The organism is Algoriphagus ornithinivorans (assembly GCF_900115305.1).
GTDB classification, from domain to species: Bacteria; Bacteroidota; Bacteroidia; order Cytophagales; family Cyclobacteriaceae; genus Algoriphagus; species Algoriphagus ornithinivorans.
Map to the genome: position 1 here is coordinate 122,637 of NZ_FOVW01000006.1, position 23,563 is coordinate 146,199.

General features: G+C 38.9%; 19 protein-coding genes. 8 read left to right on the plus strand and 11 right to left on the minus strand.

All coding sequences use genetic code 11. From position 1 onward, the window contains the following. Positions 1 to 222: 222 nt before the first annotated feature. The 5 genes from BM073_RS10535 to BM073_RS10555 form a co-directional block, all read right to left on the minus strand. Complete coding sequence (locus BM073_RS10535) at positions 223 to 1,845, minus strand: OmpA family protein (RefSeq protein WP_091653943.1); 1,623 nt, start codon at positions 1,843 to 1,845, stop codon at positions 223 to 225. Between the two features lie 2 nt (positions 1,846 to 1,847). Beyond that, the gene (locus BM073_RS10540) at positions 1,848 to 2,819 is read right to left on the minus strand and encodes a deoxyhypusine synthase family protein (RefSeq protein WP_091653945.1); all 972 of its coding nucleotides are present in this window, start codon (positions 2,817 to 2,819) and stop codon (positions 1,848 to 1,850) included. Between the two features lie 97 nt (positions 2,820 to 2,916). Next, positions 2,917 to 3,516: an OmpH/Skp family outer membrane protein gene (locus BM073_RS10545; RefSeq protein WP_091654317.1), complete on the minus strand. Its 600-nt coding sequence runs from the start codon at positions 3,514 to 3,516 to the stop codon at positions 2,917 to 2,919. Positions 3,517 to 3,610: 94 nt separating this feature from the next. After that, a complete protein-coding gene (locus tag BM073_RS10550) occupies positions 3,611 to 4,513 on the minus strand; it encodes a histone deacetylase family protein (protein WP_091653947.1) in 903 nt (300 codons plus the stop codon). Positions 4,514 to 4,568: 55 nt separating this feature from the next. Next, entirely contained in the window at positions 4,569 to 5,126 is a 558-nt protein-coding gene (locus tag BM073_RS10555) for a hypothetical protein (protein ID WP_091653948.1), read from the minus strand. Between the two features lie 87 nt (positions 5,127 to 5,213). Between BM073_RS10555 and BM073_RS10560 the strand changes: the two genes are divergently transcribed. Continuing rightward, positions 5,214 to 5,654, plus strand: coding sequence for an AlbA family DNA-binding domain-containing protein (locus tag BM073_RS10560; RefSeq protein WP_091653950.1), 441 nt, complete (start codon positions 5,214 to 5,216; stop codon positions 5,652 to 5,654). Here the strand turns inward: BM073_RS10560 and BM073_RS10565 are convergent. Next, entirely contained in the window at positions 5,643 to 6,008 is a 366-nt protein-coding gene (locus tag BM073_RS10565) for a phage holin family protein (RefSeq protein WP_091653951.1), read from the minus strand. The two genes, BM073_RS10560 and BM073_RS10565, sit on opposite strands and share 12 nt — an antisense overlap. A 136-nt stretch (positions 6,009 to 6,144) precedes the next feature. On the opposite strand from BM073_RS10565, the gene BM073_RS10570 reads away from it, so the two are divergent. Continuing rightward, positions 6,145 to 6,894, plus strand: a complete 750-nt coding sequence (locus BM073_RS10570; RefSeq protein ID WP_091653953.1) for an acyl-CoA desaturase — start codon at positions 6,145 to 6,147, stop codon at positions 6,892 to 6,894. A 153-nt stretch (positions 6,895 to 7,047) separates the two neighbouring features. Further along, on the plus strand, positions 7,048 to 7,377 hold the full coding sequence (locus BM073_RS10575) for a BlaI/MecI/CopY family transcriptional regulator (RefSeq protein WP_091653955.1): 330 nt from the start codon (positions 7,048 to 7,050) through the stop codon (positions 7,375 to 7,377). A 64-nt stretch (positions 7,378 to 7,441) separates the two neighbouring features. Here the strand turns inward: BM073_RS10575 and BM073_RS10580 are convergent, their stop codons facing one another. Next, positions 7,442 to 10,666 carry a S41 family peptidase gene (locus BM073_RS10580; protein ID WP_091653958.1) on the minus strand — a complete coding sequence of 1,075 codons (3,225 nt, stop codon included), beginning with the start codon at positions 10,664 to 10,666 and terminating at the stop codon, positions 7,442 to 7,444. A gap of 169 nt (positions 10,667 to 10,835) precedes the next feature. On the opposite strand from BM073_RS10580, the gene tyrS reads away from it, so the two are divergent. Continuing rightward, the gene (gene tyrS / locus BM073_RS10585; RefSeq protein ID WP_091653959.1) at positions 10,836 to 12,128 is read left to right on the plus strand and encodes a tyrosine--tRNA ligase; all 1,293 of its coding nucleotides are present in this window, start codon (positions 10,836 to 10,838) and stop codon (positions 12,126 to 12,128) included. 148 nt (positions 12,129 to 12,276) lie between these two features. Then, on the plus strand, positions 12,277 to 12,978 hold the full coding sequence (locus tag BM073_RS10590; protein WP_091653961.1) for a TetR/AcrR family transcriptional regulator: 702 nt from the start codon (positions 12,277 to 12,279) through the stop codon (positions 12,976 to 12,978). Positions 12,979 to 13,009: 31 nt separating this feature from the next. Here the strand turns inward: BM073_RS10590 and BM073_RS10595 are convergent, their stop codons facing one another. Further along, complete coding sequence (locus tag BM073_RS10595; RefSeq protein ID WP_091654318.1) at positions 13,010 to 14,503, minus strand: peptide MFS transporter; 1,494 nt, start codon at positions 14,501 to 14,503, stop codon at positions 13,010 to 13,012. Positions 14,504 to 14,847: 344 nt separating this feature from the next. Here BM073_RS10595 and pckA point away from each other — a divergent pair, with 344 nt between their 5' ends. The 3 genes from pckA to BM073_RS10615 all read left to right on the plus strand — a co-directional run bounded on the left by pckA (position 14,848) and on the right by BM073_RS10615 (position 18,190). Next, positions 14,848 to 16,449, plus strand: a complete 1,602-nt coding sequence (pckA, locus tag BM073_RS10600; protein WP_091653963.1) for a phosphoenolpyruvate carboxykinase (ATP) — start codon at positions 14,848 to 14,850, stop codon at positions 16,447 to 16,449. A gap of 158 nt (positions 16,450 to 16,607) precedes the next feature. Then, positions 16,608 to 17,045, plus strand: coding sequence for a peptidylprolyl isomerase (locus tag BM073_RS10605; protein WP_091653964.1), 438 nt, complete (start codon positions 16,608 to 16,610; stop codon positions 17,043 to 17,045). 545 nt (positions 17,046 to 17,590) lie between these two features. Beyond that, positions 17,591 to 18,190 (plus strand): hypothetical protein, encoded by a 600-nt coding sequence (locus BM073_RS10615; RefSeq protein WP_091653968.1) that lies wholly within the window; start codon positions 17,591 to 17,593, stop codon positions 18,188 to 18,190. A 1-nt stretch (position 18,191) separates the two neighbouring features. Here the strand turns inward: BM073_RS10615 and BM073_RS10620 are convergent, their stop codons facing one another. The 3 genes from BM073_RS10620 to BM073_RS10630 form a co-directional block, all read right to left on the minus strand. After that, a complete protein-coding gene (locus tag BM073_RS10620; RefSeq protein ID WP_091653969.1) occupies positions 18,192 to 18,893 on the minus strand; it encodes a TrmH family RNA methyltransferase in 702 nt (233 codons plus the stop codon). Positions 18,894 to 18,914: 21 nt separating this feature from the next. Then, complete coding sequence (locus tag BM073_RS10625) at positions 18,915 to 21,533, minus strand: DNA gyrase/topoisomerase IV subunit A (RefSeq protein ID WP_091653971.1); 2,619 nt, start codon at positions 21,531 to 21,533, stop codon at positions 18,915 to 18,917. A gap of 132 nt (positions 21,534 to 21,665) precedes the next feature. Further along, a complete protein-coding gene (locus tag BM073_RS10630; protein WP_091653972.1) occupies positions 21,666 to 23,561 on the minus strand; it encodes a DNA topoisomerase IV subunit B in 1,896 nt (631 codons plus the stop codon). Positions 23,562 to 23,563: the final 2 nt, after the last annotated feature.

Sequence of the window (23,563 nt, forward strand, 5' to 3'; positions counted from 1 at the left end):
AAGAGCGCTGACTTTAAATAAGCCCAGCGCTCTTTTTTATTTTAAAGAATATGGAATATTCTTTTTCTTACCAGAATCAACAAAAATACGGCTTATTATCTGCTAAAAGGATCAGAATCCGGAAGCTTCGGTCTTCGGTCATCGGTCTTCCAACCAGCTAAGCGAAGAAAATAAGGTAACTGGCATGATTGCGGATAATCAGATTAAAGAATATCTCTTTTTCTAATTTTCTACTGTTAATTCTACTCTTCTATTTTTTGCTCTTCCTGCTTCAGTTGCATTGGAAGCCACAGGGCGAGTTCCACCCCATCCTGCAATTCTTAATTTTTCGAACTCAATACCTTTCTCCACCAAATAGTCCCTCACAGCTGCTGCTCGTTCTAAGGAAAGGGCTTTATTTAATCCAGGATCACCGGCATTATCAGTATGTCCACTAATTCGGATTGTCAGATCAGGGTTTTCTGTTAAAAACTCTGCAATCTCGTTCAAAAACTCCAGCGTTTCTACTCCTTCTAGTTCAGCTGTGCCTCTTTTGAAAGCAACTTTTTCCAAAGTAAAGGTACTGCCGGGAGCCGCTTTTCTCAGCAAAATCACATTTGGTTCTCCACTTAAAATCCGATCCACAGGAATTGCAACCGGAAAATATGTTGCTGCCTGAAATCGAAGCTCAGTTACTCCAGACTTCTTTAATTCATTTAATTTTAATGGGCCGTTTTCAATTCCCCATTCTGCACCTTTTTTTGAGAATAAGGAATAATCCAAAATTCTGGATTTTGAACTTTCATCTATGACCAACCAAGAAAGATTGGGCTCATCCACGGGTACAGACTTTTCCTGAACCTTTACTTCCGGAAATCCTACAGAACTTGAAGGATAAATAGGAACAATCTCTTGTATCTCTACCTTTTCTTCAGCTTCTGTTTGATTCAATACAATCGCACTTGGAGACTCAAAATTCTCTGGAATAATTAATTTTTCTGGGTTTTGGAAAGTCAAGAGATCCGCAAATCCATCACTGTTTTGTGTACTCGTCCATACTATTTCCTCATCAGAAATAAAGGTGATGGAAGCCTCAGATCCAGGAGAACTGATTTGTTCCCATCTTTTAGGTTGGCTCCAATTGGAAAGGGATCCGTCCAAAGATTTGGCGATAAAAATATCTTTCCCCTGTGCTCCTTCCTGCATGTTTGACGAAAAATAAAGGAGCTTGCTGTCAGGATTATAGAATGGACTTATTTCCTGACCCGGAGTATTGATCACATTTCCGAGATGAACCGGCTTTGACCAATCTATTGGACCAACCTTCTGTGTCAAGTATATATCTTCATTTCCTCTGCTGTCTGCTCTTTTCCCTGAAATAAAAATTAAAGTTCCGCCTTTGGAAACTCTACCAGTCAGGTTTCCTTCCATTTCTGAAATTCCTTCCACATTGACTTTTCGAAGAAAATTCCAGTCAGTTCCAAACTTAGAGTACTGATAAATCCCATTTCTCTCAGTATCTCTGTGATATACGAGTAAAGTCAGAAGATCCTCCAAACCCAAGGGAAAATCATAGCCAGGTGTACTGAGATCAGGTCTGTGAATAGCCTCTGACCATTCCCCTTTTTCATCTTTTTTACTCATCCATATATCACCGGAATCAGTAATTCCACCTTTATTGTCTGGGTGAAATGCTCTGGTAAAGAGCAGCGTATTATTTCCAATCCAAACAGGATTTTGATCATCCTGGGGACTATTTGCTCCTGACAAACTTCGGATAGCTTGAGCAGAAAGACCTGAGGAAAAAGAAAAAGCAAGCAATACTAGACTGCCTGCTTTCACATAAAATGACTTGAACTTATTCATAATTATTGACCCAAAACGATGGCAAATACCAGCGGGGCCACAATTGTTGCATCAGATTCAATGATAAATTTCGGAGTTTCCAAACCAAGTTTACCCCAGGTAATCTTCTCATTGGGAACTGCTCCAGAGTATGATCCATAAGATGTAGTAGAATCAGAAATCTGGCAGAAATAACCCCAAAGAGGCACATTATCACGTTGCAAGTCCTGATGCAGCATCGGAACCACGCAGATTGGGAAGTCTCCTGCAATTCCCCCGCCAATTTGGAAAAATCCGACTTTACTTTCTTCGGTAGCATTCTGGGTATACCATTCAGCTAGGAACATCATATATTCTATACCGCTTCTTACAGTATGAACATTCTTTACATCTCCAGAGATCACATGACCTGCAAACATATTTCCCAAGGTTGAATCTTCCCATCCTGGCACTATGATAGGCAGGTTCTTTTTGGCAGCTTCTAATAACCAGCTGTTCTTAGGATCAATTTGGAAAGAGTCATCCAACTTACCAGATAGCAATATTTTGTAGAAAAATTCATGAGGAAAATATGCTTCACCGGCCTGGTCGGCTTTCATCCACTCTTCCAAAATCACATTTTCAATCCTTCTCATGGCTTCCATCTCAGGAATACAAGTATCCGTAACCCTGTTCATGTGTCGCTCCAAAAGATCTTGCTCTTGTGCAGGAGATAATTCCCGGTAATTTGGGATTCTCTCGTAATAATCGTGAGCAACCAGATTAAAAACGTCCTCTTCCAGGTTGGCACCTGTACAGGTAATGATTTGGACTTTATCTTGACGGATCATTTCTGCCAAGGAAATACCCAATTCAGCGGTAGACATGGCTCCTGCTAGTGTGACCATCATCTTCCCTCCTTCTTCTAAATGAGTCTTATATCCTTCGGCCGCATCAATCAAGGCAGCTGCATTAAAATGTCTGTAGTGGTGCTTTAGAAATTCTGTGATTTTCATTACTTGGATTTATCAATTAGGCGTCAAAAATACCTAAAATTAGGGTACAAAAAAACCCGACCTTAAGCCGGGTTTCGATATATCTATTAGTAAATACTTATTTGGCTGAATCAGCAGGCGTAGTATTGTACTCTTTATTCAGACCTTCAATCACGGCTTTGGTTACATCCAAAGCATCTTTTCCATACCATACTGCTCCACCTCTAGTGTAGCTCAAGATCAAATCAATATTGTTTTCCTCTGCATAGCTCTTTAGATATTTCTGAACTTTGTCATAAACATCGCTATATAGATTAGATTCATCAGCAGAAAGCTCTTGCATCAGATTATCTCTGTAAGTCATCAAGTTTTGCTCTTTCTTTACCAACTCTTCCTGCTTTGCTCTTTGCTGGTTAGGAGTCATATTTCCACCGGTTTGCTGGAAATTAGCAACCTCCTGCTCAAAACCTCTAGCTCTGCTTTGAAGATCTCCTTCAAACTTCTTTCCTTTTTCTGTGATTTCTTCGGATTTCTTTTTGAAGAACTCGTACTGATTGATCACACTGTCAGTATACACATATGCTATACTCAAATCAGAAATTGAAGCAGCCTCTCCTGAAGCTGTTGCAGTTGTGTTTTCTGTAGTTTTTGGTTGACAAGCGTAAAAAAGCACTGTTGCAAAACCAAGTACTCCTATGAATTTAAATCCTTTTTTCACTTTGTATATTTTATTGTTGACAAGGGCGCAAATATAAAGAAAGTATTGATTTTCCAAGGTCTGACCTTTTTGAAAAAGCTTTTTTTAGGAGTATTTAAAAAAATATATCCTGAGCCAGCCTGTAAACCTGAGCATGCGCCTCAATGATATGGCTAATTTTTTCACTATAACCCCCTCCCATCGAACACATAATTGGAAGCTTCAACTCTTTTGCAAGGTTCAGCACTTTTTTGTCACGCATTTTAACACCTTCTATACTCATGCCTAGACGTCCAAGTTTGTCAGTTTCCAACACATCGACACCACATTGATACATGATGAAATCAGGATGAAACTTCTTCAGAATGTTTTCTAAGGCGAGATCTAGCTGAGTTAAATATTCCTCATCTCCAGTTCCATCAGGCAGTTCAATATCCAGGTCAGATTTTTCTTTTCGATGTGGATAGTTTTTGGCTCCATGCATGCTGAATGTGAATACGGATGGATCATCATTGAAAATTTGAGCAGTACCATTTCCCTGATGCACGTCTAAATCTATGACTAGAATATTTTTGGCAAGTCCTTCATTCTGAAGATATCTATTCGCCAAAGCTATATCATTTAACAAGCAAAAACCTTCCCCTCTATCCGTAAACGCATGATGCGTACCTCCGGCAATATTTAGGGAAATGCCGAATTCAAGTGCAAACAAAGCAGCTCTAACCGATCCACCAGCAATGATGGTTTCCCTATCCACCAATTCTTTGCTCAAAGGAAAACCAGTAGCTCGTTCTTCAGACCTACTTAAGGCTAAATTTTTGAGTTTTTCCCAATATTGAGCATCATGAACTTGTATAATAAGACTTTCTTCTATTGCATCAGGAGCAAAGAAATTTCTTTCAGAAACTGTGCCCTCATACATCAGTTGCTGAGGCAAAAGCTCATATTTTTCCATTGGAAATCTATGTCCCGGAGGCAAAGGATGAGCATATTCGGAAGACCAGGCAATTTTAAGCATAAAAAAAACGCTTGTATTTTAACAAGCGCTCCAATTTTTTGTTCCAAATTAAAATTTAAACGTCTTCTTCTTCAGATTGAAAAGCATACATGGTTTCATCGAGTTGAATTGTATCATCATTAAATTCCTTAATGAATTTAGCTATTACTTTCTCATCAATATATTCCACATTCAAAGCTGCATCTAAACCAATTCCATAATCGTGATTTGTATCGATGTCTATGAATTCTTGAACTTTCACAGACTCCTCTTCTTCGATTTCCATGATCATCTCAGTGATAAACCAACCGATTTCCTCTTCTTCACTAGACAATGGCATAAGATTACCATTTTCATCTTCTTCGTATCTAATTCCACTGAAATTCGGGAATTTCTTAGCCGCTTCATGTTCTGCAAGCTCATAAACCTCACTCGCATGGTGTAGTCTCAACGTATATAAAGCAGCATCGTATATAACTTCTTTACCTTCAAACATTCCAATGAAGTAAAAATTTACAAATTCATCAGAGTTTTCCTCCTCAGGAATTAATTGAAATGATTTGCCAGAGGCTTTCAATTCCTGCTTGAGTTTGGAAATTTCTTTTGGATCAAAGCCAGGATTCATAGTTGACATAGATTAAAAATTATTAGTCTTAAGTTTCAGTTGGGAAAGATAATCTTCAAGTTGAATATAGCAAGTAATATACGTCACAAATTGTAAATGAATAAACATAATATAGAAAAGTTTGATGAAGAATTCATCAAAAAGGTTTTAAAATCAGAAGAAGGTATCTCATTGGATTTCAAGCAGAAAGTGAGTTCCAAGGAGAAAATAGCCCGCACAATCTCTGCATTGGCCAATACAAAAGGGGGTGTCATTGTAGTAGGTATTTCGGATCAAAAAAAAATAACTGGCATAGACCCAAATGAGGAAATGTATATGATTCAGGATGCCAATGATAAATTCTGCATTCCTTCGGCAAACATAGACTTTGAGACTATCAAATGGATTGACGAAGCACCTGCTTACAATGAACCTTCTGAAAAATTCATACTAAAGGCGATGATTCATCATTCCAAACAGGAGATAAAAAGCCCAGATAAAAACGGAGTTTTGAAAGTTTATCGAAGGGTTAACGATCAAAGTACCTCAACGATCTAAATTCAAATTATTTCCAAACAGCGAGTTGATCAAGCTCAAGACTATAGCAAATAATAAAGCCCACCAAAAGCCGTTTACTTCAAAACCAGGAATAATCGCATCTGCTAATAATATTACTAAAGCATTAATCACCAAGAGGAACAAACCAAAGGTGATGATGGTTAAAGGTAGAGTAAGTAAGATCATCAAGGGCTTAACAGTCAGATTGATTAAAATCAATAGAGCAGCGAGCAAAAAGCCAGTAATCCATCCATCAATGGAAATTCCCGGAAGAAAAAAAGCTGCAATTAATACTGAAATGCCACCTAAAAGGATTTTGACAAGAATCGAAGTTGCTTGTGATTGCTGAGACATAATGAAAAGTTGTTTTCACCAAATTAAGCAAAAATTGATTTAAATCATGAAAATTAGATCGAGGTTGATCTCCTAGAAGCTTTACTATTGGGCTACTGCCTCTTATATTTGTACAAATTCAATAAACCAATAACGAGTGATTATCATTATCTTCTTTCTTCTGCACTGGTACTTTTCATTATTCTGCCAGAGCTTCTTTCTGCACCGCTATGCAGCTCATCAAATGTTTGTCATGAATAAATACTGGGAGAGATTTTTCTATCTCTTCACCTGGATATGGCAAGGCAGTTCGTATTTATCCCCTAGAGCATACGCTATCCTTCACAGAATGCATCACGCGTATAGCGATACTCCGAAAGACCCTCATTCCCCACATCATACAGAGAACCTTTTCACCATGATGTGGAAAACAAAAAACATTTACAATGATTACTTCAGCTTTAAACTGAAGCCTGAGGAGCGTTTTTCTAAAGATATTCCTGATTGGAACAGATTTGACAAATTTGCAGACAGCATGGGAGTCCGAGTAGCTTGGGGGTTATTATATGTAGCAATCTACGTATTGGCAATTACTGTATTTGAATTACCCGGAACTCACTGGTGGATGTACTTCTTACTTCCAATCCATTTCTTAATGGGACCTGTTCATGGTGCTATCGTCAACTGGAGTGGCCACAAATACGGATATGCTAATTTTGATAACAATGATAAATCAAAAAATTCGTTATTGTTGGATGTTTTAATGCTCGGAGAGCTTTTCCAAAACAATCACCATAAGCTTCCAAACCGTCCGAACTTTGCAGTGAAATGGTACGAATTTGATCCGACCTACCCTATAGTGAAACTTTTACACGCATCGGGTATAATTAAATTAAGAACAGCATAATCAAAAAGGAGCAAAATTTGCTCCTTTTTTATTTCCCTAGTTTTCAGATACTTGAGATTTTTTTTAACTAAATAGGCAAACTTATTTTTGTACTTTTCTTGGATTTTCGGAACTAAACCAATAATTTTCTAAGGAATTAAAACTTAACACCTTATGAAACCATTAACCAGAGCAGAAGAGGAGATCATGCAGATCCTCTGGGACATCGAAAGAGGGTTTGTCAAAGACATCCTTGTACCGATGCCAGAACCAAAGCCAGCCTACAACACAGTTTCCACTATCGTTAGGATTCTTGAAAGAAAAGGCTTTGTGAGTCACAAGTCTTATGGCAAAAGCCATGAGTATTTCCCAATCGTATCTAAAGATGAGTACAGGACATTCATCATCAAGAAAATGCTAGAGGGATATTTTGATAGTTCATTTGCAAAAATGACTCAGTTCTTCAAGAATGATGAGTCTTTAAACAATAAGAATTATCAATAAACAGAAACGTATAATGGATAAGCATTAGATAAAAGAAAAAGCCGGGCAAATTGCCCGGCTTTTTTTATTTCACCTCTTTCAGAAGTTCTTCAATTGCCTTTTCCAGCTGCTGATCAATTCCCTGATCAATCTTACCTGGCATATTTTTCACTTCAAACTGTGGCTTTGTTTCATTATTCTCCAGCCACTCTCCTGCTTTATTTTTGGCAGAAATAGGAACAGCTCCCCATCTCACTCCATTTGGTAAACCTTCCCAACCTGCAAAAGAGCAAGTACCTGGAGTAGGCATACCCACAGTTTTACCAATATTCAAATCTGTATATCCACAAGCAAAACAATGTCCATCTGAATAATTGGCTTCATTGAACATCGCTAAAGTTGGTTTAGTCCACCTGGCAGTTGGCTCATAACCCACCACTTTATCAGCAGTGGCATAAGTCAGGAATTTTTCGCCTGTGAAGAACATGGCTAAATCAGCTACTAAGTCTCCACCACCGTTGAAACGAGTATCTACGATAACTGCTTCTGTGTCATGATATTTACCCATCATGTCCTCATATACATTTCGATAAGGACCATCACTCATTCCCGGAATATGCACATAACCCAATTTACCATCGCTTAATTTTGTAACCTCTTCCTGATTCTTTTTCACCCATCTCTTATAAAGAAGTCTGTTTTCTTCCCCCAAGGAAATTGGTTTTACAGTGATCTGCTGAACATTTCCACCAGTTGCATCAGTGAGCTCAAGCAAGGTAAACTTGTCCACTTTCCTGTTCAAAAGTTTAGCAAAATCCACTTCTGTACTGATTACTTCACCATCGATCTTTTGGATAATCATACCCTGCTTTACAGAGAATTCTGCTTTATCCAATGGGCCTCCGGAGATCACTTCAGTTATTTTCAGCCCGTTTCCCTGATGCTTATAGTCCCAGAATATCCCCAAAGCAGCTGTTTGATCAGCCATTGGAATAGATCTGTTGTATCGTGCTCCAGCATGTGAAACATTCAATTCACCGATCATCTCAGAGAGCATTTCAGCAAACTCATAATTATTACCAATATGTGGCAGGTATTTTTGGTAATCTACTTTGGCTTTTTCCCAGTCTACACCATGCATATCCGGAGTATAAAAAATACCCTTTGTCCTCAACCAAACATGATCAAATAAATGGGCTAATTCAGCATCTTTATCATAACTCATCTCGCCACTGATCTTTATACCCTCTTTCTTCATCGACTCTGTGTTGATTTTGGAAATACTTCCATCACTCAATAGATAAAGATTTTTTTGATCCTTATCCCACATCAACCTACCATACCCGGCATTCAGAGCAAGCTCCTGCTTGGTTTCTTTAGTCCTTAAATTAGTGCTCCAGAGGTTTTGTCCTTTTTCAAAACTGGCCAAATAGAATAGTTTCTCCCCATCTTTACTGAGTACTGCATCTCCCAACATGGAAGAGTGAATGGTCAGTTTGGCCTTTCTTTCTTCCAATCCATCCCAGTCAAATTTTAGAGGAGCGATTTCTTTTTTCTCATCCTTTTTTTCCTCTTTGGAATCATCTTTCTTTTTGGACTTTTCAATTTCCTTCATCAAGTCAAATTCCTCTTTACTCAAGTTGAATTTGTCCCAAGCTGCTTTGTCAAAGAAGAGCATATACACATCTTCTTCACTTCTTCCGGATGTGGCATAGCTTCTTAGACCGTCTCTATTAGACATCCAAAGCATTTGTTTCCCCTCATTTACCCAGGTAGCTCTATCATCACTATAGCCACTTTGGGTGATCTTTTTCATGGGTTGCTTGCCAGTGATATCCAATAAAACCACTTCAGAGTTGACCATGGTAGGTCTGTAGGTAGCTAATAAATAGTTACTATCAGGACTCCATACAAAATATTGATCTCCATCTCTCATATGAAAGAGCTGCTCAGGAGTCATTAAAGTAACTGCAACTTTGCTGGATAAATCGACAACTTTCAAGGTTCTACGCCCTTCTACATAAGCGAGCTTTTTCCCATCAGGAGACAATTTTGGAAGATAGGCATCATCATTTACCTCTAGCAATAACTTCTCATTCAGCAAGGTTGAAGCAAAAAAGAAAGGTTCTTCTGCTCTTGCTTTAGTACTTTGGAAAATCTGCCATTTTCCATCTCTCTCACTGGCATACACTATAGATTTTCCGTCAGGAGCAAATTCCACAAATCTCTCTTGCTCTGGAGTATTGGTAATTCTTTTTGTGAGCGAACCATCGACAGATGTTACAAAAACTTCTCCCCTGGCTACGAAAGCTATTTCTTTTCCATCAGGAGAAATACTCATTTCGCTTACCCCACCATTGATAGAAATAAAGTTGTCAGGATTGGAAATAGCCTGAGTTTTAAGACTAACAGCTACTTTTTTAGGATTTTCACCTTTTTTTAAGGTATACAGCTCTCCATCATATCCAAAACTCATCAATCCATTGTTGGAAATACTTAAGAAGCGAACTGGAAAATTTGTCAAGCTAGTTAAGGCAGTAGTCTGAGAGGGATTATCTAAAGCCATGGAATACACATTGAAACTTCCATTTTGCTCGCTTAGATAATACAACTCTTTTTCATCGGGTGAAAAAACCGGGTTTCTGTCTTCCCCATAGAATGTGGTGAGCATCTGATGCGAATTAGAGCTTGCATCATAAATCCAAAGATCCCTAGCTATTCCAGACTCATGATGTTTTCTCCATTCATTCTCCCCTCCTTTTTTGTCATGATAGACTATTTTGGATCCATCTTTACTGGTCTTTACATATTCTGCTGGAATAGTCCAAACTTGGTCTACTCTCCCACCAGTTACCGGCACTTTATATAATTCAGGCTGAGATCCAGTAGGATATTGTCTATGAGAAGCAATATCCATTCGGGTTGCTCCAAATAGGACAAACTTTCCATCTGCTGAAAAATCAAAAGGTTGCTCATCATTGGAATGATATGTCAACCTTGTTGCCGGGCCTCCAGCAGCATCCATGATAAAGATGTCAAAATTCCCATACCGGTCAGATGCAAAAGCAATCTTGCTTCCATCCTTGCTCCAGACTGGTTGATAGTCATGAGCTTCGTGAAAGGTGATTTGCTTAGCTTCTCCACCTTGAGAAGACACAGTATACAAATCGCCCTTGTAGGTGAACACAATGGTGCTTCCATCGGGAGAAATTGCCGGGTATCTCATCCAAGAGGGATTCTCTTGGGCATTGATTCCTGAACTGATCAGAGTGAATAATGTAAGAGTTAGAATACTATATAAATATCTCATAGCTTTTAATTTCGATTGTGAAAGTAATGAAAATTAAAAAACTTAGCTTCAAAACTTCACCGTTGGTGTCTTTTAAAGGAAGAATGGACGCATCCAGCAATCCTTTTATACTTTTCTTCCATCCTTCGATGGACAAGGCTATATTTGCGGCTTAAATTTTAATAATTCCATGAATCCATTTATAGAAGAATTGCGCTGGAGAGGAATGCTCCAAGATATGACACCCGAAATCGAAGAACACTTAAATAAAGGTACAGCTTCGGCATATCTGGGTTTTGATCCGACAGCAGACTCTCTTCATATTGGCCATTTGGTAGGAGTAATGACGCTTTTACATTTCCAGAGAGCCGGTCACAAGCCTTTTGCTTTGGTAGGCGGGGCAACTGGAATGATTGGAGATCCATCTTTTAAATCAGCAGAAAGAAACCTTTTGGACAAACAGACATTAGATCATAATGTATCCTGCATCCAAAATCAATTGTCTAAGTTTTTGGATTTCAAAACCAATGCTGACAACAAAGCTGAGTTAGTCAACAACTATGATTGGATGTCTCAGTTTTCCTTTTTGGATTTTATCAGAGATGTAGGAAAGCACATTACAGTAAACTACATGATGTCCAAGGACTCCGTTAAAAGAAGACTTGAAGATGGAAATGGGCTTTCTTTTACAGAGTTCTCATACCAGCTGATTCAAGGTTACGATTTTTACCACCTCTGGAAAAATAAAAACTGTACTGTTCAGCTTGGAGGTTCAGATCAATGGGGAAATATAGTAACAGGTACTGAACTCATCCGAAGAATGGGTGGCGGCAGTGCATTTGCTTTAACGGTTCCTTTGATTACTAAAGCTGATGGAAGCAAATTCGGGAAAACTGAAGGCGGTTCCGTTTGGCTTGATCCGGAAAAAACCTCTCCTTATGCGTTTTACCAGTTTTGGTTGAATGTGTCGGATGAAGATGCATCTAAATATATCCGAATATTTACCACTTTAGACAGAGAGACCATTGAGGCATTGGAAGCTGAGCATGCTCAGGCACCTCATTTAAGAAGCTTGCAGAAAGAGATAGCCAAGCAAGTTACCATCATGGTCCATAGCCAGGAAGATTATGAGATGGCTGTAAAAGCATCTGAAATCCTATTCGGTAAATCTTCTACAGAAGACTTGGCAGCTTTGGATGAGCGAACCTTTTTACAAGTATTTGATGGAGTGCCTCAAGTAAAAATTGAGAAATCTGAATACTCAGCACTTACTTCTATTTTAGATTTATTTGGTGAAATTTCTCAGGGAGTGATTTTCGGTTCCAAAGGAGAAGCGAGAAAAATGATTCAGGGAGGTGGCTTGAGTATCAATAAAGAAAAGGTTGCTGATCCTAACGCATCCATAAATTTTGAATTGCTACAAGGAAAGTATTTACTAGTGCAAAAAGGAAAGAAAAATTACTTCATCGTAGAGATTGTTTAATCCTATGAGGATCAAGCAAAAAGCCTTAAATTCTAAAATTTAGGGCTTTTTTTATGTCTTTCCACTGAAAATTGACTCAGGGTTAATTCCGGTTTTTGACTAAGGTTTAATATCTTTGATATGTTTTTTAAACAGACGATCAAAAGGTATGGCAGGCGAAAAAAATAAGGAAAAGCTAATTCTGGATTCCGCAATAGCACTCTTCACCAGCAAGGGATTTCAAGCAACCCGAATGGAGGATGTGGCAAAAAAAGCAGGGATTAGTAAAGGGCTGAGTTACTTTTATTTCAAAAATAAGGAAGACCTTTTTATGGCATTGACCAAAAAGGCATTCGACCAATTAAAAGACGAATTCCGCGATGAATGGTCCAATCGAAGCCGGGGGAAATCAGGCTTAGCTATGCTTTCTGATTTGATAATCAGGATATCAAATTTTGCGAAAACCAATCAGATCCTTTATGATTCTGTGATCAACTTTTTGGATCTGATGAAAAAATATAACTCAGAAAAAGAGCGGGAATCTATCAATGCCTTGATCTTAGAAAGCGTTCACTTCCAAAAACTATTAGAAATTCACCATGAACCAGCAAAGCTGGGAATCCTAATGGTCAGTCATGGGATCAAGGATGGAAGTATCAGGCCGGAATTACAACCCGAAATCACTTTCTATACCATCTGGAGCATGATGATTGGATTTGAGAAAATGCGAGGACCGATTGAATATGAAGCCAAGGAAGTTAAAATTAATCCTGAAAACTGGGAGCCTGGCTTCATCAAACTAATGCAGGAGATGCTCAAAGGAACCATTCAGGCGAGTAAGCCAACTACTGTTCAGACAAGTTTATTCTAAAAAAAAAGCCGGCTTATGCCGGCTCTTTCATTTAATGGACATTGCCCATCATTCGTTTTATAATTGGTTTCAGTAGGAAGAGCAATAATGCTGAACCAATAACGGTGTAAACGATCAACATATATTGGTCTGGCATCTGAGCCAAAGCCTCTTCAGTTCCCCCACTCGCTTCACCTGCTATCAGGCCGGCAAACAAGTTTCCAAGAGAAACAGATAAGAACCAAATACCCATCATTTGTCCTGCATAGCCTTTTGGAGCCAGCTTGGTAACCAAACTCAATCCTACAGGTGACAAACTTAACTCACCAAATGTGTGAAGCATATAAGTCATGATCAACCAGGTAGGAGCTGCCAAATCTCCGGAAGCAGCAATTTTAGCTGCGAAATACATCACAAAGAAGCCCAAACCTAAAAGAAGGAGACCAAATGTAAATTTCAATGGAGAGCTAGGCTCCAAATTTTTGCGACCCAACCATACCCACATTCCTCCAAAAATCGGAGCAAATATGATGATAAACATGGAGTTGATAGATTGGAAATAACCGGTTGGAATTTCAAAGCCTAAAACTGATCGGTCTGTAAATCTTTCCGCAAATAAGTTGAGCGTAGAACCTGCCTGCTCAAAACCTGACCAGAACATAGCAGAGAACAAAAACAAAATGGCGATTACTCCAACCTTATTTTTATCCCCTTTATCCAATCCACCAAAAAGGATTACATAACCTAGATATCCAAAAGCAACCAATGCGATGATGGTTCCTGATGCTCCAGCGATAGCAGATACATCAATAGGAATTAGTCCAGTAAACAAAACAGCCACAAAAACTGCTAAAGCTAATCCAATCCAGGTTACCAAAGAGCGCAGCTTTTTCTGCTGAACTTTTTCAGTCTCTTCAGCCACTACAGGAGCCTCGCCATATCCCTCCAAGGAAGCACCAGTAATTTTATACTGAATTAAGCCAAAAACCATCCCTAATCCAGCCAAACCAAATCCTAAGTGCCAATCATATTCAGCAAGCGTACTACAAGCAATAGGTGCGATAAGAGCACCCAAGTTGATTCCCATGTAGAAAATAGAGAAACCCGCATCTCTCTTTGAGCTTCCAGCAGGGTATAATTGACCTACAATAGATGAGATGTTAGGCTTTAATAAACCTGTTCCAAGTACAATTAATATAAGCCCTAGAAAAAATGAATTGGTATCTAAGGCAGAAAGCTCTGTTTTTCCTTCATAAGCACCAGAACCAAAAATCCCGGGCAAAGCCATCATAAAGTGACCCATGGCGATAATAATACCACCGTACCAAACAGATTTTTTCAAACCAAAAAGACGGTCTGCTAACCAACCTCCCGGTAAAGCCAATAAATAAACACCCATGGTGTAGAGTCCATAAATAGCACCGGAGGTTTTATCATCAAAACCAAGACCTCCATCAGCAATAGCGGTGGTCATAAAAAGAATGAGCAATGCTCTCATTCCGTAGTAACTGAAGCGCTCCCACATTTCTGTGAAAAACAAGGTCATCAGACCCTTCGGGTGGCCAAAAATAGTTGGCCCTTCAAATTCAGGATTGTTTGGAGTTTCCAATTAAGTCAGTGATTTAGGTTGATAAATTTTACAATGATAAAAGAATTTGGCAGGTTCTTCAAAATGGAATGATTTAAATACACGCAATTTTCATTTTAAAATATGTAAATCTGGGGGATTTGTGAGCAGTTCAATATATGAAAATTCAAGACTGCCAAATAATTATCTGTTTTTTCTTCGTAATCGATTGAAAAGCGAAATTTTAAAGATTTTTCATTTTGAATTAAGACCTTTTTCCTAATTTTGGGAAGACAATTTTCAGTTTGTAAACCCAAAATTTTATGCAGGATTTAGCTCTGGACACCCAGACCTCTCCTTTGAATTTTCTCGACTTGCAGACAAGCGGAAAAGTTCACTTTAATCTTCCACAAGCCGAATTGGTGGAACAGGCATTGGCTCGAAAGGAAGGATATCTCACCTCTACTGGAGCGTTGATGGCAGACACCGGTAAATTCACCGGTAGATCTCCTAAGGATCGTTACGTTGTCAAAGATGCTCAAACAGAAGATGCTGTTTGGTGGGGAGACATCAACATTCCATTCGATGAAGAAAAATTTGATCGATTACTGGAGAAAATGAAAGCTTTCCTTTCTGACAAAGATCTTTTTGTTAGGGATGCTTTTGCCGGAGCTGATCCTCAGCATAGATTGAATATTCGAGTTATCAATACTTGGGCATGGCATAACCTCTTTTGCCACAACATGTTCTTGAGACCTACTCAAGAGGAGTTGGAAGACTTTGAGCATGACTTTACCATTATCTGCGCTCCGGGATTCCAGGCAGACCCTGAAACGGACGGTACTAAAAATCCAAACTTTGCCATATTAAATATGTCGAAGCGGATGATATTGATTGGAGGAACAGGATATGCCGGCGAAATGAAGAAAGGCATCTTCTCTGTTTTGAATTTTATCCTTCCTCACGAAAAGAACGTGCTTTCCATGCACTGTTCAGCCAATGTTGGTAAGAAAGGTGACACAGCTATTTTCTTCGGCCTTTCAGGTACAGGCAAAACTACCTTATCTGCTGACCCAAAAAGAGGATTGATTGGTGACGATGAGCACGGATGGACAGAAAATGGCGTGTTCAATTTCGAGGGTGGCTGTTATGCAAAAGTCATTGACCTAAGCAGAGAAAAAGAGCCTGAAATCTGGGATGCAATTCGGTTTGGTTCAATCGTGGAAAACACCAGATTTAACCCTGGAACTCGAATCGTGAATTACGCAGATAAAAGTGTAACTGAAAATACTAGGACAGCCTACCCTATTCATTATATACCAAACGCTTTAGAACCTTCCACAGCGGGTATCCCAAAAAACATCTTCTTCCTGACAGCAGATGCCTTTGGAGTTATACCACCGATTTCCAAGTTGAATAAGAGCCAAGCTATGTATCACTTTATTTCTGGCTATACTGCTAAAGTAGCAGGTACAGAAATGGGAGTCACAGAGCCTAAATTGACGTTTTCCGCATGTTTTGGTGCAGCATTTCTTCCATTACACCCAACAGCATATGCTTCTCTATTTGGAGAGAAAATGGAAAAGTATGAGACCAATGTTTGGCTGATCAACACAGGTTGGACTGGCGGACCTTATGGTGTCGGTTCTAGAATGAAGTTAGCTTACACTAGAGCCATGATCACCGCGGCTTTGGAAGGTAGCTTAGAGTCTGTTGATTTCAAACCTCATGCAGTTTTCGGTTTTGAGGTTCCTCAATCTTGTCCAAATGTTCCTAGCGAGGTATTAAACCCAAGAAGCACCTGGAACAATCCTGCAGATTATGATAAGCAAGCATCAGACTTGGCAAAATCATTTGTTCAAAACTTCAAGCAGTTTGAATCTTACGCCTCAGAGGATATTCTAGCTGGAGCACCAAAATTTTAATCAATATAAACCCTCTATAACCAAAGCCCATACATCATTGTATGGGCTTTTTTTCTTGATTACCATCCAAAATTTAATTATCCCAATAAATAATTGACTGATTATTCTAGGGAAAGACTATTTTTACCCCTCGAAAAATTCAGATCAAAAAACACAACATGAAGACAGCTGAAATTATCACTGAAAAGGGAACAATGAAGGTGGAGTTTTATGAGAAAGATGCTCCCAACACAGTAAATAACTTCGTTGAATTATCGCAAAAAGGATTCTATGATGGACTTACTTTTCATAGAGTGATTCCAAACTTTGTGATTCAAGGAGGATGTCCAATCGGAAATGGTGCCGGTGGACCAGGCTATAAAATCAATTGCGAATTAGACGGAGGTAACCAATACCATGATAGAGGTGTACTTTCAATGGCACATGCTGGAAGAAATACAGGAGGTTCCCAGTTTTTCATTTGCCATAGCAGAGATAATACAGCTCACTTAGACAGAAACCATACTTGCTTTGGAAAAGTAGTAGAAGGACTTGAAGTCATAGATGCTATCCGAGCTGGAGATAAGATTGAAAAAATAGTGATCAGCGAAGCATAAATTCATGAGGCTGTCTCAAAAGTAAAATATGTCACATTGAGCGTCCCGACAATTGTACGGGATCGAAATGTGATTAAAAACAATAGAAATAGCCTTCGACTACGCTAACAATGACAAATTAAATTCCGAAATAAGTGAAATTTCGGAATTTAATTCCTTTTAATGAAAAGTAAGCTTTAGCTAACTTAAAACCCTACTGCTTCTACTAAGCATTTTCTTTTTTCTCTTCGTTCTTTTGCCTTGAAGCAAAAGAACCAAAAATTCAAGACGCAGCAAAGCTCCAACCGCACTAGGCCGGACGCTGGCCCGCTGCTGCGCCAGCCCACCGCGCCCTCACTATAAAGTTTTTTCTAAAAGGATATGGTTTCAATTGCTAAAGGACAACAGACGAGTCCATTATGGATGAACCTGTCATATAATTTTTTGTATGTTCGAAGAATATTTAAGGCTCAGGCTGACACTAGAGCTATCAATGAGACAGCCTCTTATTTTTTAACAATTCTTGGAATAGTTCTTGAACAAGGGGAAGTTCAAAGAACTGATCTATGAAATACACTTATTTATTATTCCTGATATTTTTTGGTTCCATCAATTCTCTTCAAGCCCAGCATTATGGGAATTCGTTGGGTATACGCCTCGGAAATAATGATTTGGGAAGAACAGTAGGACTTTCTTTTCAACAAAGAATCAGTAAAAGAAATACCATAGAGGCTATTCTTCAGTCGGACTTTTCAAGAAACACAACGGCCCATATTTTATATGAAATTCATAGACCTATCATCTCCAAACGATTGAATTACTATTATGGAGGTGGCTTAGCTTTCGGAAGCGAAGAGAGCTTTATGAAAGATGCAGTGAACAAAGAGATAGTACATACCTATGGCAATTCAACAGTCGGTGTAGACTTTATCTTGGGTTTTGAAATGACCTTTTTGAATACAGTTTTCTCTTTTGATTATAAGCCCAATATCAATGTGGCAGGAAGAGAGGAGTTTTTCAGAGGACAAGCGGGGATATCAGCGAGAATGGTCTTAGTTAAAAGTAAGGACCAGAAAAAGCGTCAGAGACAAAGACAAAGAGCGAAAAATCAGCAAAATACCAGTTCATTTGGAGAAAAAATAAATTCTATTTTCAAGAAGAATTAACTCAGGAATTCAGAGTTTCCCAGTACATTTTTTCATGTAGATCTGACCTCTTTACAATCTGCTTATACCATTTAAGCCTTAAAGCATGTTTTTCATCTTCTGATAAATGGAAGCCCTCGATTGTTAAATCCTTGATTTGCTTAGTCAATTCATAAAGAAAAATCGAAGCGGAGACTGAAATATTAAAACTCTCTGTAAATCCCAACATAGGAATATGAACCAAGCCATCTGCTTGCTGTTTCACTTCTTCACTTACGCCTTCATGCTCATTGCCAAAAACTAATGCGATTTTCTGATTAGCAGGCAAATCATAGACAGAAATGGATCCGGGATTGGGGCTGGTGGCCAATATTTGATAACCATTTTTCTTGAGAGCAGAGAAACAGTCCTTGACTGCATTTCCTTCATTGGAAAAATATTTATGAATATCTACCCAATCAGATGCACCACGGGTGACATAAGGATTGACTTTGTATTGATTGGTTTTTTCAATGATATGAACATCCTGAATACCGAAGCAATCGCAAGTTCTTAATACCGCACTGGCATTATGAGGCTTGTAAATATCCTCTAAAACGACTGTGAAAAATCGGGTTCTTTGAGCTAATACAGTTTCCATTACCTTCTTTTTATGATCTGTAATGTACTGTCCCAGATAGGATAACAGCCCCAATTCCTTCTTGTAAAGCTCTTTTTCTTCCATTTTCAAATAAAAAGGGACTGTTTAAAACAGTCCCAATTGTTCTTCGTCATCCTTTTTAGGACTCAAGTCTATGGTGCTACCTACTTCAAGTTCATCATCCGTTTCACCTTCTTCCTCAGAACTGTCCGCCTCTTGCTTTTTGGATTCCTTTTTAGCCTCGATTAACTGCAAGTCCTTGATATCATGAGAACTTAACTTGTTACCAATGGCTTTCCAGCCTTTGACGTCAATTAGCATATCCAAATCAAACTCAACCGACTCTTCATTCTTACCTTTTACCAAGGTAGCAGAGACCTGAGGTTGCTTATTGGTCGAAACAAGCTTGAGATAGGATGATTTATGATCAGTAATAAAGTTGAATTTTTTATTGAGTGTAGTGGTTTCCACCTGGAATCGCTTGACATAGAAAGTCTTACTCCCTCCATCAAAATACACCGCAGAAAGAATCTTTTCCGGTTCAAACTTTTCTATCAATACCACCTCATTGGGTTCGTATCGGTTGGTCAGTTCAAAATTGGTCAATTCATAATCCCCAGACTTATAGCAAACCAATATTCTATCTTCACCCAGGAAATTACCGATTAAATTACCTCGTTGATCTGTATTAAGTCTTCCAACTATAGGATCGTAATAAATATCCAAGCCTCCCAAAGTGGAAACACCTTCCATTTTAAGTTGGATTTTTCTAACTGGATATTTGGTCAGAATATTTCCTCCTGCTCCTCTCCCCTTGATCTCTATCGTAGCAAAATCAAAGTCGAATACTTTGACTCTGGCTTTGGCACCTTGGGTCAAATAAACTGTAACAATTTCAGCTTCCCCATTCGGATTAGCCGTGAGATAAAGCGATTTTGAACCTTTCGTTCCTTTTGTTAGATCATATTCTTTATCTCTCGTTACACCTCCAGGCTGGAACCTTTTAACCATGGCTCTACCAGATGCACCGTCCAAATAGATCATATTGAAAGTCAGGCGCTCATCAGTTTTTCTATAGATTCCTACATGGAGAATGTCTTTCCCCATGAAGTTCTTCTCCTGAATCTTGGAAACCATCATCACTCCATCTCTCCGAATTACAATGATATCATCCAGATCGGAACAGTCACAGACAAACTCTTCTTTTTTCAATCCCATTCCTACAAAACCGTCTTTTCGGTTCACGTACAATTTGGCATTATTCGCTGCTACGACGCTGGCTTGGATGGTATCAAAGGCTCTGATTTCAGTTTTTCTTTCTCTGCCTTTTCCGTATTTATCTCTTAGATTTTCATAATACTTGATGGCATAGTCTGTCAGGTGTCTTAGGTTATGATTTACTTCCTTCAATTCATCCTGTAGCCTTTTCATCAATTCATCTGCCTTGAAGGCATCAAATTTTGAAATACGCTTAATCTTAATCTCTGTAAGACGGATCAAGTCCTCCTGAACAATCTCTCTGTAAAAATCAGGCTTGTAAGGATCCAAACCTTTGTCAATCGCCTCCAAAACAGCATCCCAAGTCGTACATTCTTCTATGTCCCTGTAGATCCTGTTTTCGATAAATATTTTTTCCAAAGAAGAGAATAGGAGCTTTTCCATCAACTCTCCTTTTCTGATCTCCAGCTCCCGCTTTAAAAGTGCTTTAGTTTGCTTGGTGTTGTATTCAAGAATCTGATTGACTGTTAGAAAGACCGGTTTATCTTCAATGATTACACAAGCATTAGGAGAAATAGAAACCTCACAATCAGTAAAGGCATACAGCGCATCAATCGTTACATCGGGCGAAACTCCCGGAGCCAAATGAACCTGAATCTCAACATCTTTAGCAGTGTTGTCCACCACTTTCTTGATTTTGATTTTCCCTTTATCGTTGGCTTTTAGTATGGAATCAATTAGAGAATCAGTAGTTGTACCATAAGGTATCTCCTTGATTAAAAGAGTTTTAGAATCCTCTTCTTCTATTTTAGCTCGAACTTTGATTTTTCCTCCTCTAAGGCCCTCATTATATTCACTGAAGTCTGCCAATCCACCTGTGATGAAGTCTGGAAGAACATTGGTTTTATTGCCTTTTAGAATTTCAATTGAGCCATCTATCAACTCAAGGAAATTATGAGGAAGAATTTTAGTGGAAAGACCTACAGCAATTCCTTCAACACCCTGCGCTAGCAATAAAGGAAACTTAACCGGAAGGGTTACAGGTTCTCTTTTTCGACCGTCATAAGATAACTGCCACTCTGTGGTTTGAGGATTGAATACTACCTCCAGGGCAAATTTAGAAAGCCTAGCCTCAATGTATCTCGCAGCTGCAGCTCTGTCACCTGTACGAATATCACCCCAGTTTCCCTGGGTTTCAATCAAAAGATCCTTTTGCCCCAAATTGACGATAGCATCTCCAATAGAAGCATCACCATGTGGGTGGTATTGCATGGACTGTCCAATAATGTTGGCCACTTTATTGAATCGTCCATCGTCCATTTCCTTCATAGCATGAAGGATACGACGCTGAACTGGCTTCAATCCATCTTCAATTGCAGGGACAGCCCGCTCTAGGATTACATAAGAAGCATAATCCAAAAACCAATCCTTATACATTCCGGTAACAGGCACCGAATCGTGTAAGCTTTCGTCTTTATCTTCAGGTCTATTTGTTTCCTCGCTCATTTAATTAATCCAAATTTTGTATAGGTGAAACGACAATATGACAGCACCTACTGAAACCATATTTCCAATTAAGGAATTACAGAATTATTGTATTTTTCCTGCAAAAACTAGTTTATTGTATTTTTAACGCAATCAAGCTGCTTCTTCCTCGGGTTCATCATTTTTTCTTGGGTCATCCAAAGCCAAATCCTTCTCGATCTTCAAATTATCAATGATGAAGTTTTGTCTATCGGGTGTGTTTTTACCCATGTAGAAATTCAAAAGGTCAGAGATTTTCGTCTCCTTGTTCAAGATGATTGGCTCCAAACGGATATCCTCTCCAATGAAAGTCCCAAACTCTTCTGGTGAAATCTCTCCCAATCCTTTGAATCGGGTAATTTCCGGCTTATTTCCTAGCTTATGGATCGCACGCTGCCTTTCTTCATCTGAATAGCAGTAGATAGTTTCCTTCTTATTCCTTACCCTGAAAAGAGGGGTATCCAGAATAAATAAGTGTCCATTTTTAACCAAATCAGGAAAAAACTGCAGAAAATACGTCATGATCAATAGCCGGATATGCATTCCATCCACATCGGCATCGGTAGCTATGACAATTTTTCTATACCTCAAATTTTCAATACCATCTTCAATATTCAAGGCGTGCTGCAGCAGATTAAATTCCTCATTTTCATACACCACCTTTTTGGTCATTCCAAAGCAGTTGAGCGGCTTTCCCCTCAATGAAAAAACTGCCTGAGTTTGCACATCCCTAGACTTGGTAATAGATCCAGAAGCTGAATCCCCCTCTGTGATGAAGAGCATGGTATTATTCTTCAAGTCCTCATTAGCCTTTGCATCGTCATAATGCACACGGCAATCTCTCAATTTTTTATTGTGAAGATTAGCCTTTTTCGCTCTTTCGTTTGCCAGCTTCTTGATTCCGGAAATCTCCTTCCTTTCTCTCTCAGACTGCAAGATTCTCTTCAACAAAGCATCTGCTACTGCAGGGTTTTTATGCAGATAATTATCCAGTTCAGTCTTGATAAAGTCATTGACGAAGGTTCGTAAGGTTGGACCTTCTGGACCAACTGATTGAGAACCCAATTTCGTCTTTGTTTGGGATTCAAAAACGGGCTCCTGAACTCTTACCGCAATAGCTGCTACCACACTTTGGCGGATATCTGAAGAGTCATAATCTTTTTTATAAAACTCCCGAACTGTCTTGACAATAGCCTCTCTAAAAGCTGCCAAGTGAGTTCCTCCTTGGGTGGTATACTGTCCATTGACAAAGGAATAATATTCCTCTCCATATTGATTGGAGTGAGTGATCGCCACTTCGATATCATTCCCTTTCAAATGGATGATAGGATACCTTGAACTTTCCTCATCAACTTTATTGGACAACAAATCATAAAGTCCTCTGTCTGAGAAAAACTTTTTTCCATTGAAATTAATGGTCAAACCTGCATTCAGGTAAGCATAATTCCAGATTTGATTTTCAAGATATTCAGGGATGAAGTGGTAATTCTTGAATATGCCGGCATCGGGGGTAAAAATCACCTTTGTGCCATTTCTATCAGAAGATTTCTCAATAGGTTTATCTTCCTTCAATACCCCTTTTTCAAATTCAGCTATTTTGGTTTCCCCATCACGATAGGATTGAACTTTAAAATAGTCTGACAAAGCATTCACAGCTTTTGTACCGACGCCATTTAGTCCTACTGATTTTTGAAAAGCACCTGAATCATATTTTCCTCCGGTATTGATTTTAGAAACACAGTCTATCACTTTCCCCAAAGGAATGCCACGTCCATAATCCCTTATTTCAACTCTGTGCTCAGATATTTTTACTTCGATGGTTCGTCCATAACCCATCATGTGTTCATCGATGGAGTTATCCAAAACCTCTTTGACCAAAACATAAATCCCGTCATCCTGGGCACTTCCATCTCCGAGTTTACCAATATACATCCCCGGCCTAAGGCGGATGTGTTCTCTCCAATCCAGAGATTTAATACTGTCTTCGGTATATTTAACTGTTTCTGCCATAG